Origin of the sequence: Nonomuraea corallina, assembly GCF_027620315.1 — a bacterium.
In the GTDB taxonomy this organism is placed as follows: Bacteria; Actinomycetota; Actinomycetes; order Streptosporangiales; family Streptosporangiaceae; genus Nonomuraea; species Nonomuraea corallina.
In genome coordinates, this window is sequence record NZ_JAPNNL010000173.1 from 1 (window position 1) to 15447 (window position 15447).

Consider the following 15447-nt stretch of genomic DNA (forward strand, 5'->3'; position numbering starts at 1 on the left):
ACACCGCGCGACCCGGCATCGCGATCATGATCCGTCCTCACGATCTCCCTTTACTCACCCCGGAGGGCGCTCCCGGGTATCAGGTTGCCGTAGCTGCCGTAAGCGTGGTGTAAGACCTGGGTCGTACGCGCACTTCCGTCTCAAGGCGGACCCGGGAGGTGTCCGGCGTCCGTATCGTGAGGATGTGTTCGGCAAGGTGAGGGCGTGGTCGGCGCGCCGCGGGAAGGTGATGGACGCCCTGTGGGTGGCGCCCGTCGCGGTGCTGTGCCTGTTGCCGTCGGCTCCGCGCGCGTTCGACGAGCCTGCCGGGCTGACCGGCTATGTCGTTCTGACGCTGCTGCTGCTGGCGCCGCTGATGGTGTGGTGGCGGCGGCCGGTTCCGGCGTTCTGCGGGGTCGCGCTGGTGAGTTTCGGCCAGTGGGCCGCGGGTGTGGAGGTGGTGCCGGCCAACCTGGCGGTGCTGGTGGCGCTCTGGGCGGTGGCCGCGCGGTGCTCGTTCCGGTGGTCGTCGGCGGCGGTGCTGGTGACGGAGCTGGGGGTGTTCCTGGCGCTGGTGCGGTGGGACACGCCGACGCTGGGCATGTTCACGACGGGTTCGATCCTCGTGGTGACGATCTGGCTGGCAGGACTGTACGCGAGCACGCGCCGGCGTTATCTGGAGGGCCTGGAGGAGCGGGCCAGGCGGGCGGAGCTGGAGCGCGACCAGCGGGCCAGGATGGCCGCCGCGGCCGAGCGGGCGCGGATCGCCAGGGAGCTGCATGACGTGGTGGCCCACCATGTGAGTGTCATGGTGGTGCAGGCCGATGGCGCGGGTTACGCGATCGGCTCCGACGCGGAGCAGGCCCGGCTGGCGGTGCGGGCCGTCTCCCGTACCGGCAGGGAGGCGCTGGCGGAGATGCGCCGGCTGGTGGGCGTGCTCAGGGAGGACGAGGGCGCGGGCGGCCCCGACTACACGCCGCAGCCGGGGCTGGCGCAGCTGGAGGACCTGGTGCGCGGGGCCGGCGTGCCGGCGCGGCTGCGGGTCACCGGTGATCCCGGCGCGCTGCCGGAGGGCGTGCAGCTCGCGGTCTACCGCATCGTCCAGGAGGCGTTGACGAACACGCTCAGGCACGGCGGTCCGCGGGTGGGCGCCCTGGTGGAGCTGAGGTGCCGCGACTCGGAGCTGGTGGTCCGGGTGACGGACGACGGACTGGGGGCGGCCGCGCCGCCCGCGTCCGGCGGTCACGGGCTGCTGGGGATGCGGGAGCGTGCCGCCATGTACGGCGGGGAGGTCACGGCGGGGCCGCGGCCGGGTGGCGGGTTCGAGGTGCTGGCCAGGCTGCCGGTGCCGCGGGTGCGGGCGGCTTAGGGGCCTCGGGGTGGACGGGACGATCCGGGTGATGCTGGTCGACGACCAGGAGCTGTTGCGGGCGGGGTTCCGCATGGTGCTGGGCGCGCAGCCCGGCATCGAGGTGGTCGCGGAGGCGGGCGACGGGTTGCGCGCGGTGGAGTTGCTGCGGTCCGTCGAGGTGGACGTGGTGCTGATGGACGTGCGCATGCCGGGCATGGACGGGGTGGAGGCGCTCGGCCACATCCGGGGGCCGAAGGTGCTCATCCTGACGACGTTCGACCTGGACGAGTACGCGTTCGCGGCGGTCAAGGCGGGGGCTTCGGGCTTCCTGCTGAAGGACGTGCCCACGGCGGAGCTGGTGAGCGCGATCCGGTCGGTGCACGCGGGTGACGCGGTGGTGTCGCCGCGTACGCTGCGGCGGATGCTCGACCGGTTCGCCGCGCACCTGCCGTCGGATCAGCCGGCCGCGGCGGCGGAACTGACGCCGCGCGAGCGGGAGGTGCTGCTGATGGTGGCGCGGGGCCGCTCGAACGCGGAGATCGCGGCCGAGCTGGAGGTGGCGGAGGCGACGGTCAAGACGCATCTGGGGCGGGTGCTGGCCAAGCTGGGGGTGCGCGACCGGGCGCAGGTGGTGGTGTACGCGTACGAGGCAGGGCTGATCGTGCCGTCGCATCGGCTGAACGGCTGATGGGGGTCGTCCGGCGGCGCAGGTGAAGTCCCTCCTCAGGGCCCATGGATGACGAAATTTCCGGCTTTAGCGTGAGTCGCGTTCGTAAGTCCCTGACGAGGAGTGAACGTGAGCTTCACCGAGTCCCGGCGCCACGGCCCGCCGGCCGTGGTGGCCAAGGCCCTGACCAAGGTGTACGGCGACGGCGACGCCCGGGTGCACGCGCTGCGCGAGGTGGACGTGTCCTTCGCCTCCGGCGCCTTCACCGCCATCATGGGCCCGTCCGGGTCGGGCAAGTCCACGCTGATGCACTGCCTGGCCGGCCTGGACACGGCCACCTCCGGCACGGTCCACATCGGTGACGTGGAGCTGACCGGGCTCGGCGACAAGCGGCTCACGCTGCTGCGCAGGGAGCGGATCGGCTTCGTCTTCCAGGCGTTCAACCTGTTGCCGACGCTGACGGCCGAGGAGAACATCCTGCTGCCGCTGCGGATCGCCGCCCGGCGGCCGGACCCGGCCCGCTACGACCGGGTGATCGACACGGTGGGGCTGCGTGACCGGCTCCGGCACAGGCCGGCGGAGCTGTCCGGCGGCCAGCAGCAGCGGGTCGCGGTGGCCAGGGCGCTGATCAGCGAACCGCGGGTCATCTTCGCGGACGAGCCGACGGGCAACCTCGACTCGCGCAGCGGCGCGGAGGTGCTGTCGTTCCTGCGCGCGTCGGTGCGTGAGCTGGGTCAGACCATCGTCATGGTGACGCACGACCCGACGGCGGCCTCGTACGCCGACCGGGTGGTGTTCCTGCGTGACGGCCGGCTGGTGGACGAGCTGTCCGCGCCCACGCCGCAGACGGTGCTGGACACGCTGATGAAGCTGGAGGTGTGAGGTGCTGAGGGCCGCGCGTGCGGGGTTGCGGGCGCACCGGTTCCGGCTGCTGCTCACCTCGTTGTCGATCTTGCTGGGGGTGGCGTTCATCGCGGGGACGTTCGTGCTGAACGACACCATCCAGGCCGGGTTCGCCGAACGGGTCACGGCCGACGCCGGCAAGGTGGCGGTCGCCGTGCTGCCGAAGGACCCAGGAAAGCGGATCAGGCCGGAGGTGCTGGCCCGGGTACGGGAGGTGCCGGGCGTGCGCGAGGCCCAGGGCCTGGTACGGGCGAGCGCGCCACTGCTCGGCAGGGACGGCAGGGCGGTCGGCGACGTGCCGACCACGGCCGTGTCGATCATCTCCGGGGCGCTGGACCGGACCTCGATCGTCAGCGGCACCGGTCCGGGCTCCGACGACCACGCGGCGGTGCTCGACGAGAACACGGCCAGGGCCGAGGGGTTCAAGGTCGGCGACACGGTCAGGGTGCTGGACGACCGGGGGCAGGCGCACGCGTTCAAGCTGGTCGGCCTCCTGGATCCGGGAGTGGACCAGGAGCTGGCGTACACCGGAGCGGTCGGGTTCACCCCGGCGACGGCGCGGCGGATGACCGGCGTGGCGGACTTCGCCGAGATCGACGTGGCCGGGGACGACCCGGCGGCGCTCAAGCGCGCCGTGGCGGCGGCCGCGGGCGGCGGTCACCGGGTGCTGACCGGTGAGGAGCTGGCGGCCGACCTGGCCTGGCGGGCCGGGCTGGAGCTGCGCGCGCTCACGGTCGGGCTGCTCATGTTCGGCCTGGTGTCGATGTTCGTGGCGGGGCTGGTCATCTACAACACCTTCGCCATCCTCGTGGCGCAGCGCACCCGCGAGATGGCGCTGCTGCGCTGCGTCGGGGCGACCCGAGGGCAGGTGTTCGGCTCGATCCTGATCGAGTCGGCGGTGGTGGCGCTGGTGGCGTCGGTGACCGGGCTCGCGGCCGGGTACGGGCTGGGCGCGCTGACGCTCGCGGTCCTGGACGCGCTGGACGCGCCGCTGCCGACCGAGGCGGCGCTCGCCCTGTCGCCGGCGACGATCGCCGTCGGGCTGGGCGTGGGCCTGGCCGTCACGGTCGGCGCGGCGGTGCCGCCCGCCCGGACCGCCACCCGGGTGGCGCCGGTGGCCGCGCTGCGCACGCAGGTGGAGGAGCAGCCGTTCCGCACGGGCGGGCTGCGGGTGGTCCTCGCCGCGCTCTTCCTGGTGACGGGGCTCGGCACGGCGGCGGCGGGGGCGCTGGTGCTGCCGCCGGGCGAGCAGGTCTCGCTGTTCGCGGTGATGGGGGGCGGCGTGCTGACCTTCCTGGGGGTGCTGATCCTGGGTCCGGTGCTGGTCAGGCCGCTGAGCCGGGTGCTCGGCGAGGTCCCGGCGAGGCTGTTCGGGGTGCCGGGGAGGCTGGCGGTGGACAACGCGGGCCGCAACCCCGGTCGGACGGCGACCACGACGGTGGCGCTGACGATCGGGGTGACGTTGATGACGCTGATCTCCGTGGTCGCCGCGTCCAGCCGGGCGACGGTCACGGAGAAACTCGACGAGCAGTTCCCCGTCGACTACCTGCTCGTCCCCCAGGAACGGGAGAGAGGCATCCCCCGCTCGGTCGGCGAGGAGCTGAAGGACCGGCCGGAGCTGGCCGCCGTGCTGCGGGTCCGCGACACCGCCGCGACGGTGGGCGAGGTGGAGGTGCGGATCGGCACGTACGAGGGTCCGATCAGCCCGAAGCTGGTCGCCGGCGCGCTGCCCGAGCCGGTCGCCGGCCAGGTGGCGGTGGCCGAGAAGGCCGCGGCGGACCTGCGCGTGGGCGTCGGCGACACGGTACGGGTGAGCACGGCCTCCGGGGCGGCGCCGCTGACGGTGGTGGCGGTCGTGGACGACGAGTCGCCGCTGCCGACGCTCGCCGTGGCTCCGGGTCAGTTCGCCGAGCTGTTCGGTGACGTGCCCGACAGCCGGGTGCTGATCCGCATCGCCGACGGCGTGGCCCCCGAGCGGGCGCGGGCCGTCGTGGAGGCGGCCACGGCCGCGCACCCGACGGTCCAGGTGCAGAGCTCGACCGAGGTGCGCGGGGAGTTGGACGAGACGCTGGACATGCTGCTGATGATCGTCGCCGGGCTGCTCGGGCTGTCGATCCTCATCTCGCTGCTCGGCATCGCCAACACGCTCTCCCTCTCGGTGCACGAACGGACCCGCGAGTCGGCGCTGCTGCGGGCGCTCGGGCTGACCAGGGCGCAACTGCGGCGGATGCTGTCGATCGAGGCGCTGGTGCTGGGGCTCATCGGCGCGGTGGTCGGGGTGGCGCTCGGCCTCGTGTTCGGCTGGGCGGCCTCGCGGGCGATGCTGCCGGGGGCGGTCTTCGCGGTGACGCCGTGGCAGATCGGGCTGTTCGTGGCGCTGTCGGGGGTGGCGGGCGTGGTGGCCGCGATCCTGCCGGGGCGGCGGGCGGCCAGGGCGTCGATCGTGGGATCGCTGGGCACCGGCTGACAATCGGGATAAATCAGTTATCGCTGGCTAAATCCGGATATAGGTAACCCTGTCGTGGCGGGGTCTTCGTTCCGGCGTGCCCGAGGCCGGGCGTCCATGGGGGCGGCGCCCGGCCCGCGACGGCAGGACCCACCGGTCAGCGCGGGTGGCGGCCCGGCCACAGGTCGGCGACCGACTCCGGATCCAGCAGAGGACGGGCGACCACCTCGCCCGAGGACCCGTCGATGACGACGCACCCGCCCCCGATCATGTCCGGCAGCCGGGCCGGATCATCCGGCTCCGGCTCCCGCGCCCACGCCACGAACCCGTCACCGAACCCGTAGATCCCCACGGGCAGCGCCTCCTCCGCCGGCCGCACGCCGTTGAAGTACTCCTCCGCGAGCGCCCTGGCCTGGTCGAGGTTCACCGCGGCTGCCCCTTCCTGTCGAGGATGACGCAGAACACCCCGGTCACGGTGGTGTAGAGAGGATCGACCGCCATGTGACCACGCTGCGCGTCGATCCAGATGACCTCGCCCTGGTGGTTGACCGCGTTCCAGGCGTGCGACCCGCCCGCGGGCCAGCGGACCACGATCACCGCGGACGCGCCGTGCCCCGCCTCGCGCAGGCGACGGGCCAGCATCGGGTAGGCGTGCCGGCCTTGGCCGGCGTACTGGAAGCGCTGGCCCGTCCAGCGTTCCATCCGCGCGGTGCTCCCCGCCTCGCCGGTGAGCAGCGGCCGGCCGATGGCGTCGAACTCGGGCGTCCTCGGCGCGGCGGCGGCCGGCTCCCCGTGCCAGGTGGACAGCACGGCCAGCGCGCAGTCGGCGGCGTTCGAAGCGCGGAACGGGTCGTCGGCGGGGCCGCCGCCGTTGATCAGCCGCACCCAGGTCCCGCGCGGGTCGGGGAACCGGGTGCCCGGCTCCACCGCCAGCGCCAGGTCCTGCTCCACCTGCGGGTCCGGCCGGGCCAGCCCGCCCGGCATCCCGTACGACCTGCTCTCGGCCAGCGCCGGCGGCCGGTGCGGCCAGTCGAACCAGTCGTACCCGGCGACCCCTCGCCTGCTCCCCGCGTCCCTGCCGAAGTTATCCGACGGACGCCCGGCGCCTTTTTGATGCCATGGATGACCGATCTGCGCCTCTCCGACGGCGACCGGCCGCCCCGGACCAGTCAGGTCCGGCTGCTCGCCACTCGAATTGATGAGTTCGGACCGTCCGAGTTCTCCCAGGGTGCCCAGCCCGCCGGCGCCATCCACGCCCGCGCTCCCTTGCGGGCCGAACTCGGCGGCCTGGGTGTCCGGGGTCACGGGCTCACGGCCGACGCCCACGCCGTGCGGCGGGATCGTTGGCCGGTCGGGCGTGTCGGCGGGGTTCTCACCAGGCGGGGCCGACCGGCCGAGAGCCCGTGGTCCCGGGTCGCGCCGGGTCGACGAGCCGTCTGGGGTCAGATCACCCCAGCGGGTCGAGCCCACGGTGGGCGGACCGTCGTGGACCCCGCCCTCCCGTACCTCGGGACCTCGCACGGACGTGCCGGGGGGATTCGCGCCGTCCGTATGACCCGGACCCGCAGAAACCGCCCCGCCAAGAGCCGCACGAGCAGTCCCCGGAACCTCAGGCAGGGGCATAGCGACCGTGCGCGCAAGGCCCGGACCAGCATCCCCGAGGATCGGGCGTACGGACGCGGGAACCACAGGACCCGTCGACGCCGGAGCCGTAGCAGCCAGGTCTGTGGGGCCGTCGTGTTCCGGGTCGGGCGCGAGCTGATCCTCGGGCGGCCGGCCTGCGGCGGCCGGGGCCTCGAAGAGCCACGCGCCGGAGTTCCACCCGGCCGTTTCGCAGGGGTGCCGCTCCGCGAGCGGGCTCCCGGCAGGCTCCGGCGTCGGTTGGGCATGGGCAGCGGACAGTGTGGAAGGCCGGGGCACTTCGCCGCGACTCCCTCGCCCGGGATTACCGCCGACCGGCGCGTAGCCGGCCTCGCCGCCACCCGGCACACGACCGGGATCACCGCCGGCCCGCGCACGGCCCGGCCCGCCGCCGCGCGCCGCGTAGCCGGGATCACCCGGCGCGCGGCCGGGATCAGCGTCTGTCGAAGCGAGGTCGGGGTCAGGCGGGGCGAGCTGATCAAAGCCGGGCGGATCAAAGTCGGGCGGATCGACGCCGGCCGGGTCGGAGTCGAGCGGATCAAAGCCGGGCGGATCGACGCCGGCCGGGTCGGAGTCGGGCGGATCGGAGTCGGGCGGGCCCGGGGTGGTGGCGCTCTCGTAGTCGAGCCACCGCACCCCGTCGGCGACCACGGGGTTGTACTGCCCCTCGGGTAGGACCCACCGGACGCTGGATTTGCGGTCGCGGGACACGTCCTGCCTCCTGTCAGTGCTCGACGCCGATCGTAGGGGCGCGCGGCGTGACGCAGGGGCGAAAGTCAGGAAGATTCTCGGCCAGGACTAGGGGCGCTACCAGCACAAACGCCCTCATTGCCGGGCGATCGAGCCGTCGTCAGGTGACGTGGACGTTGATCGTGTGCCAGCCGGTGGCGCCGTCGGGGGCCACCGGGGTGCGCTGTTCGGTCTGGGTGCGCCCGGCCGCGTCCGTCGCCCGTACCTCGATCGTGTGGTCGCCCGGCGTGGCGTCCCAGTCGAGCGCCCACTGCCGCCAGGTGTCCGGGCCGGGCACCTGGGCGAGCCGCGCCTGCCGCCACGGGCCCCGGTCGACCCGCACCTCGACGGCGTCGACGCCGGTGTGCTGGGCCCAGGCGACGCCCGCGATCGTGGTGCGGCCGGTCTTCAGGTCAGCCTCCGCGCGGGGGACGTCGATCCGGGACTGCGTCTTGATGGGCCCCTTGGCCGCCCAGCCGCGCGGCGTCCAGTACGCCTCGTCGCGGTCGAACCTGGTCACCTTGACGTCCACCACCCATTTGGTGGCCGAGACGTACCCGTACAGGCCGGGCACCACCTGCCGCACCGGGAAGCCGTGGTCCACGGGGAGCGCCTCGCCGTTCATCCCGATGGCGAACAGCGCGTCCCTGCCGTCCAGGATGACGTCCACGGGGGTGCCGCAGGTGAAGCCGTCGCGGGAGGTGGACAGCAGCATGTCGGCCTCCGGGCGGACGCCGGCCTCGCGCAGCACGTCGGCCATCCGCACGCCGAGCCAGCGCGCGTTGCCCACGTAGGGGCCGCCGACCTCGTTGGAGACGCAGGCGAGGGTGATGTCGGCCTCGACGAGCGGACGTCTGAGCAGGTCGTCGTAGGTGATCTCGATCGGCCGGTCGACGAGGCCGTGCACGCGCAGGGTCCAGGTCCGCGGGTCCACCTGGGGGACGATGAGCGCGGTGTCGACGCGGTAGAAGTCGGCGTTCGGGGTGACGAACGGGGACAGGCCGCCGATCCTCAGGTCGGTTCCGGACGGGAGGGGCGGGGCCGGGTGCGCGGCGGGGGGCAGGGTGACGCGGACCCGGGCGGCGTCGACGACGCGGACCCCGGCGAGCGAACGGCCCAGGAAGGCGGTGGCTCCGGCGGCCACCACGCCTCCGGCGGCGCCGGTGAGCAGGCGTCTGCGGTCGAAGGCGGCCGGCACGCCCGGCGCCCGCATGACCGCGGGCCGCTCGGCGGTCCCGGCTGGTTCCTGCACCGGTGTGCCGCTCAGAGGTCCTGCCTCCTGGGGCGGAGTGGCGCGGCGCAGGAGCCAGGACAGGGCGCAGGCGCCCGCCACCACCCCGGCCAGGGTCGGCAGCGCGTCGGCGGCCGTCGCGCCGGGCCTGGTCAGCACCGCCGCCAGCCCGACCGCCCCGAAGGCGGCGAGGCCGGCCGTGCCGTAGGCAGGGCGACGCCGGGCCGCCACGCCGATGCCGGCCGCGACCAGGGCGAGCACGACGAGCACTCCCCCGACCAGGACGTTCTTGTCGTTCTCGCCGAACGTCCGGATCGCGAACTCCTTCAGCGGCGCCGGCGACAGGTCGACCACCCAGTCGCCCACGGCCAGGACCGGGAACGCCCCGGCCCGGATCAGCCCGGCGCCGAGCTGCGCGACGCCGAGCGCCACGGCGCCCGCCACGATGCCTGTCAGCGCGCCCGCCCAGGCGGGCGCGGCTTGTTCTCTCCCCACACCACCGACGCTACGCCTCGGGCGGCCGCGGGTTCTTACGCGGTGGTTACGGGGCGAGCAGCTCGCGGACGACGGAGGCCAGTGCGCGGAAGGCGCGGCCGCGGTGGCTGATGGCGTCCTTCTCGCCGGCCGTCATCTCGGCCGTGGTGCGGGTGTCGCCGTCGGGCACGAAGATCGGGTCGTAGCCGAAGCCGCCGGAGCCGCGCGGGGCGCGGATCAGCCGTCCCGGCAGGACGCCCTCGGCGACGCGCGTCTCGCCCGAGGGCAGCGCGAGCGCGGCCACGCAGGTGAAGTGGGCGGTGAGCTTGTCGTCGGGCACGTCGGAGACCTGGGCGAGCACCAGGTCGAGGTTGGCCCGGTCGTCGCCGTGCCGGCCGGACCAGCGGGCGGAGAAGACGCCGGGCATGCCGTTGAGCACGTCGACGCAGAGCCCGGAGTCGTCGGCCACCGAAGGCAGGCCGGACTGCCGGGCCACCTCGCGGGCCTTGAGCAGGGCGTTGTCCTCGAAGGTGACGCCGGTCTCGGCCACGTCGCCGATGTCGGGGAACTCCTCGAGCCCCACGATGTCGAACCCGTCGAGGATGCGCCGCAGCTCGGCGATCTTCCCGGCGTTGCGGGTGGCGAGCAGGATCCTCATGCGGACAGCGCCTCCTGCTGGATCAGCGTGAGCTCCTCGCATCCGGCGGCGGCGAGGTCGAGCAACCGGTCGAGGGCGCCGCGGTCGAACGGCGCGCCCTCGGCGGTGCCCTGCACCTCGACGAAGCGGCCGTCGCCGGTCATGACGACGTTCATGTCGGTCTCGGCGGCGACGTCCTCGACGTAGCAGAGGTCGAGCATGGGCACCGAGCCGACGACGCCCACGGAGACCGCCGACACCGAGCCGATGAGCGGGTCGCCGGGGCACATCTTGCGCTCGCGCATCCAGGCGACGGCGTCGGCCAGCGCGACGTAGGCGCCGGTGATGGCGGCGGTCCTGGTGCCGCCGTCGGCCTGGAGGACGTCGCAGTCGAGCAGGATCGAGTTCTCGCCCAGGGCCTTGTAGTCGACGCAGGCGCGCAGCGAGCGGCCGATCAGCCGGGAGATCTCGTGGGTGCGGCCACCGATCTTGCCGCGTACGGACTCGCGGTCGTTGCGGGTGTTGGTGGCGCGCGGGAGCATCGCGTACTCGCCCGTCACCCAGCCCTCGCCGCTGCCGCGCCGCCAGCGCGGCACGCTGTCCTGCACGGAGGCGGCGCACAGCACCCGCGTCTGACCGAACTCCACCAGCACGGAACCCTCCGCGTGGGAGAGCCAGTTTCTGGTGATGGTGACGGGGCGGAGCTGGTCGGGGTTTCGGCCATCCTGTCGCGACATGCGGATCAGCCTATCCCCGCCGCACGTCGGCGCGGACCGCGTCTCACGCCAGGTCGTGGACGGCGCCGCTGCGGGCCAGCTCGATCGGCCCGGTGTAGCCGCCTTTGGTGGCGTCGTCCAGGACGGCGGTCTCGGGGTTCCACGGTACGAGATGGGTGAGCACGAGGCGGCCCACCCCGGCCTTGGCGGCGTGCTCGGCCGCCTGGCGGCCGGACAGGTGGAGGCCGGCGGGCAGGTCCGGCCGGTCGAGCAGCGACGCCTCGCACAGCAGCAGGTCGGCGTCGGCGGCCAGTTTGACGAGTTCGGCGCACTCGCCGGTGTCGCCGGAGTAGGCGACGCTGCGCCCGCCGTGCTCGACGCGGAACCCGTACGCCTCCACGGGGTGGTTGACCAGGGCGGAGGTCAGGGTGAACGGCCCGACCTCGATCGTGCCGGGTGCGAGCCCGGTGAAGTCGAACGCGGTCTCCATCCCGGGCTCCTCCGGCATGCCGTAGGCGCCGGCGAGCCGGCGCGGCGCGTCGGCGGGCGCGTACACGGGGACGCGCGGGTACGGGGCGGCGGGGCCGTAGGTGCGGGCCACGTGGTAGCCGCACAGGTCGAGGCAGTGATCGGCGTGCAGGTGGGACAGGCAGATCGCGTCGACGTCGTACAGGCCGATGTGGCGCTGGAGCACTCCCAGGGATCCGCTGCCGAAGTCGAGCAGCAGCCGGAAGCCCTCGGCCTCGACGAGGTAGCAGGACGCGGGGCTGTCAGGGCCGGGAAAGCTTCCTGAGCAGCCGATGATGGTCACTTTCATGCGGGCCTCCCTTGACGGTGGTACCCCCCACAGGAGCGACTTCGACCGCGTCGATCTCCGGGCCCAGGAAGCGGCGTCCGAGCCGGGCGAAGAGTGTGGAGTCGCCCGTGGCGCGGAAGCGGTGCCGGGGGGTGGCCTCGCTGCCGGCCGCCAGGCCGCGGTCGTGCAGGACGCGGTAGACGTCCTTGGCCGTCTCGTCGGCGCTGGACACCAGCGTGACCCCGTCGCCTGCGACGTAGGAGATCGCGCCGGTGAGCAGCGGGTAGTGGGTGCAGCCGAGGATGAGCGTGTCGCACCCGGCCTCCTGGATGGGCTCCAGGTAGCCGCTGACGGCCTGGATGAGCTCCTCGCTCATCGTCTCGCCGCGCTCGACGTACTCCACGAGGCGTGGGGCGGCCACGCCGGTGAGCAGCACGTCGGGGGCGGCGGTGAAGGCGTCGTGGTAGGCCATCGACTGGATCGTGGCCCGGGTGGCGATCACGCCCACCCTGCCGTTGCGCGTGGCGCGCACGGCCCGCCGGGTGGCGGGCTGGATCACCTCGACGACCGGCAGGTCGTAGCGTTCGCGGGCGTCGCGGAGCACGGCGGCGCTGGCGCTGTTGCAGGCGATCACGAGCATCTTGACGCCGTCGCCCACGAGGTGGTCCATCACCTCGAGCGCGTAGGCGCGCACCTCGGCGATGCGCTTGGGCCCGTAGGGCTGCCGGGCCGTGTCAGCGACGTAGGTGATGGACTCGTGGGGCAGCTGATCGATGATCGCCCGGGCGACCGTCAGGCCGCCGACCCCGCTGTCGAAGATCCCAATGCTGGCGTCCGGCACTCTTCAGAGGGTAGGCGACCTGCGCTGTCCCCACTGCGTAAGAATGCTCACAGCGCGCGTGTCACCCGCGTCCCACCCGCGCCAGCTGGCGCGACTGGGCGACCAGGCGGCCCGTCGAGTCCCACACCTCGGCTTCCTCGTCGAACCATCCGTCGGCGATGAGCCGGCCGCCGGCGACCACGGTGAGCCAGCCGGGGGCGGGCAGCGCGCGCAGGTGCCAGGTGAGCTCGACGGTCGGCGCCCAGCCGCGCAGGCCGGCGGAGAACACCACGGGCGGCAGCGCGTCCACGGCCACCGCCAGCACGAACGGGTCGGGGTCCTGCGGCTCGGCCATCCGGAAGTAGGCGCGCGACTCGGGCCTGCCGGCGGGCGCGCCGGTGAGCCAGCCGATGCTCGGCGGGTCGAACCGGATCTCCACCTGGGCGTTCATGTTCATGTTCGACTCGGGCTTGGGGTCGGGCAGCTTGACGCACTCCTCCAGGGGCGGCATGGCGTGCCCGGGCGGGGCGGCGTAGACGGGACCGGCGTTCGTCAGCGTGGCGGTGGTGACGAGGGTCTCCATCTGCGCGACGTCGTCCTGGACGAGGGTGGCGCGGGTGAACGCGGCGGTCCTGCCGGTCTTGATCCGTTCGACGCGTACGGTCGCGGGCCCGGGGACGGGCGCCTTGAGGAACTGGGCGGCCGTGCTCACCGGGTGCTCGAACGGCGACTCGTCGACCACGGCGCGCAGCAGCACGGCCATCAGATAGCCGCCGTTGAGCGGGCCGCCGATCTGGTAGCCGGGGTCGAGACACACGTCGTAGGTGGTCTCGTCGACCCGGATCGCCTGCGTGGCCTCGTCGAACTTGGTCATCCGCCCCTGCCTCGATACGGAACTATATTCTAGTACGTCATACTCTACGGCATCCGGATATCAGCGACCTACCTGCCAGAATGTGACGATCTTGCGGAAAGAAGCCGGGGAACCCACAAAGCCGGGCCTGACCCGTACTTCAGTACATTGCAAGCGGGGGTCTAGCAACATCAGCTAGTTTCTGTGTGATTTAAGCGTCCACAGTGTGAGTTGAGTGATGTCTGCGAATAATCCCCCATCGGGGCAGGATCCTGACCGGACGACAGCGTACCGGTGGAATCAGGATCAGCCCGAGAACCCGCCGACGATGCCCGCGTCTCACGGCCAGCCCTACCCCCCGCAGCAGCCGTACCAGCAGCAGGCCCCCTACGGCCAGCAGCAGCACGGCCAGCCGCAGTACGGGGGACAGACCGACTCAGGTCAGCAGGCTCCTTACGGCCAGCAGGCGTCCTATGGCCAGCAGGCCCCCTACGGCGGCCAGCCCGGCTACGACCAGCAGTACGGGCAGCAACAGCACGGCCAGGCCCCGTACGGGCAGGCCCAGTACGGCCAGCAGCAGCACGCCCAGCAGGGCTACCCGCAGCAGGGCTACGACCAGCAGAACTACGGCCAGCAAGGTCAGGGCCAGCAGCCTTACGGGCAGCAGGGCTACGCCCAGCAGGGTTACGGCCAGCAGGCCCACGCCCAGCAGGGCTACCCGCAGCAGGGTTACGGCCAGCAGGAGCAGCTCGGCTGGCAGGGTCAGGGCGCGGCGGGCGGCGAGCCGCCCGGCAAGAGCCGCAAGGGGCTGGTGATCGCCATCGCGGCGGCGCTCGCCGTGGTGCTCTTCGGCGGCGGCGCCTGGGCCGTGGGCTCGTTCCTGGGCGGCGGCGGCACCCAGCCGCACGACGTGCTGCCCGCCGACTCCATCGCCTACGCCCGGCTTGACCTGGACCCGGCCGCCAACCAGAAGGTGGCCCTGTTCCAGATCGCGCAGAAGTTCTCCGAGACCAAGGACACCTTCCAGGGTGACGATCCGCGCAAGGCGTTCTTCGACTCCCTGAAAGAGAACGAGGCCGACCTGAAGGACGTCGACTTCGCCAAGGACATCGATCCGTGGCTCGGGAGCCGGATCGGGTTCGGCGCGGTGCCGAGCGGCGGCGAGGACCCCGACGTCGTGATCGCGGTCCAGGTCAAGGACGAGGAGGCCGCCAAGGCCGGCATCGCCAAGGTGATGGGCCGCGCCAAGCACGGCATCGCCTTCCGCGAGGACTACGCGATCGTGGGCCAGACGCAGGAGCAGGCCGACAAGTACGCCGCCGCGGAGTCCACCCTGGCCGACAACGCCGAGTTCAGCGCCGACCTGGGCACGCTCGGCGAGCAGGGCGTGCTGTCGTTCTGGGCGCACGCGGGCAAGCTCACCGAGCAGTCCAAGGACCTCGTGCCCGCCGAGCAGCAGCAGGCGCTCCAGCAGCTCAAGAACGCCCGGTTCACCGGCGCGCTCCGCTTCGACGCGGGGTACGTCGAACTCGCCGGCACCATGACCGGGGCCACCGGCCTCACCGGTGGCGCCGACCTGAGCCCCGCGAACCTGGCCGCGCTGCCCGGCTCGACCGCGGGCGCGTTCACGGTCTCCGGCATGGACCAGATGCTGACCAAGCAGTGGCCCGAGATCCAGAAGTCGGCGGGCGCGTCCCAGGAGTTCCAGGCCGTCCTGCAGCAGGCGCAGCAGTACGGGCTGAAGCTGCCGGACGACCTGGCGACCCTGCTGGGCCGGAACCTCACCCTCGCCGTCGACAGCGAGGGCCTCGACACCCAGCAGTTCAAGGCCGGCCTGCGGATCGCCACCGACCCCGCCAAGGCTCAGGCCATCGTGGACCGGCTGCAGCAGAGCCTGGCCGCCCAGGGCCAGCCGCTGCAGATCGCCAAGGTCGCGGGCGACGGCGTGTTCACCGTGGCGACCACCGACGAGTACGCCAAGAAGCTGGCCGCGGAGGGCACCCTCGGCGAGAGCGAGACCTTCCAGGCCGCCATCCCGGACGCGGGCGAGGCCACGTACGGCCTGTTCGTGGACCTGGACAAGGTGGAGAAGCTCTACCTGGCGGACATGCGGGGCGAGGAGAAGGCGAACGTGGAGGTGCTGCGCGCCGCCGGTCTCAGCGGCAAGGTGACCGACACGGAGATGACGTTCTCCCTGCGCCTGC

Annotated in this window: 13 protein-coding genes; 5 read left to right on the top strand and 8 right to left on the bottom strand. The window is 72.9% G+C overall.

Annotation, left to right across the window (positions count from 1 at the left end; translation table 11 throughout):
- Positions 1 to 184 precede the first annotated feature (184 nt).
- From OUY22_RS30195 to OUY22_RS30210, 4 genes are all read left to right on the top strand, one after another.
- On the top strand, positions 185 to 1348 hold the full coding sequence (locus OUY22_RS30195; protein ID WP_270158604.1) for a sensor histidine kinase: 1164 nt from the start codon (positions 185 to 187) through the stop codon (positions 1346 to 1348).
- A 31-nt stretch (positions 1349 to 1379) separates the two neighbouring features.
- Complete coding sequence (locus OUY22_RS30200; protein ID WP_270158616.1) at positions 1380 to 2018, top strand: response regulator; 639 nt, start codon at positions 1380 to 1382, stop codon at positions 2016 to 2018.
- A gap of 108 nt (positions 2019 to 2126) precedes the next feature.
- Positions 2127 to 2879, top strand: coding sequence for an ABC transporter ATP-binding protein (locus OUY22_RS30205; RefSeq protein ID WP_270158605.1), 753 nt, complete (start codon positions 2127 to 2129; stop codon positions 2877 to 2879).
- A gap of 1 nt (position 2880) precedes the next feature.
- Entirely contained in the window at positions 2881 to 5367 is a 2487-nt protein-coding gene (locus OUY22_RS30210) for an ABC transporter permease (RefSeq protein ID WP_270158606.1), read from the top strand.
- Positions 5368 to 5503: 136 nt separating this feature from the next.
- Here the strand turns inward: OUY22_RS30210 and OUY22_RS30215 are convergent, their stop codons facing one another.
- From OUY22_RS30215 to OUY22_RS30250, 8 genes are all read right to left on the bottom strand, one after another.
- A complete protein-coding gene (locus tag OUY22_RS30215; protein WP_270158607.1) occupies positions 5504 to 5773 on the bottom strand; it encodes a hypothetical protein in 270 nt (89 codons plus the stop codon).
- Positions 5770 to 6867 (bottom strand): toxin glutamine deamidase domain-containing protein, encoded by a 1098-nt coding sequence (locus OUY22_RS30220; RefSeq protein ID WP_270158608.1) that lies wholly within the window; start codon positions 6865 to 6867, stop codon positions 5770 to 5772. Before OUY22_RS30220 ends, OUY22_RS30215 begins: the two co-directional genes overlap by 4 nt.
- Positions 6868 to 7837: 970 nt before the next feature.
- Positions 7838 to 9442 (bottom strand): molybdopterin-dependent oxidoreductase, encoded by a 1605-nt coding sequence (locus tag OUY22_RS30225; protein WP_270158609.1) that lies wholly within the window; start codon positions 9440 to 9442, stop codon positions 7838 to 7840.
- Positions 9443 to 9488: 46 nt separating this feature from the next.
- Positions 9489 to 10079, bottom strand: a complete 591-nt coding sequence (gene rdgB, locus OUY22_RS30230) for an RdgB/HAM1 family non-canonical purine NTP pyrophosphatase (protein WP_270158610.1) — start codon at positions 10077 to 10079, stop codon at positions 9489 to 9491.
- The gene (gene rph / locus OUY22_RS30235) at positions 10076 to 10795 is read right to left on the bottom strand and encodes a ribonuclease PH (RefSeq protein WP_270158611.1); all 720 of its coding nucleotides are present in this window, start codon (positions 10793 to 10795) and stop codon (positions 10076 to 10078) included. Before rph ends, rdgB begins: the two co-directional genes overlap by 4 nt.
- Before the next feature lie 43 nt (positions 10796 to 10838).
- Positions 10839 to 11591 (bottom strand): MBL fold metallo-hydrolase, encoded by a 753-nt coding sequence (locus tag OUY22_RS30240; RefSeq protein WP_270158612.1) that lies wholly within the window; start codon positions 11589 to 11591, stop codon positions 10839 to 10841.
- On the bottom strand, positions 11545 to 12411 hold the full coding sequence (murI, locus tag OUY22_RS30245; RefSeq protein ID WP_270158613.1) for a glutamate racemase: 867 nt from the start codon (positions 12409 to 12411) through the stop codon (positions 11545 to 11547). Before murI ends, OUY22_RS30240 begins: the two co-directional genes overlap by 47 nt.
- 61 nt (positions 12412 to 12472) lie before the next feature.
- A complete protein-coding gene (locus OUY22_RS30250) occupies positions 12473 to 13264 on the bottom strand; it encodes a thioesterase family protein (protein WP_270158614.1) in 792 nt (263 codons plus the stop codon).
- A 307-nt stretch (positions 13265 to 13571) separates the two neighbouring features.
- On the opposite strand from OUY22_RS30250, the gene OUY22_RS30255 reads away from it, so the two are divergent.
- The coding region (locus OUY22_RS30255; RefSeq protein ID WP_270158615.1) for a DUF3352 domain-containing protein at positions 13572 to 15447 on the top strand (1876 nt) is incomplete at its 3' end.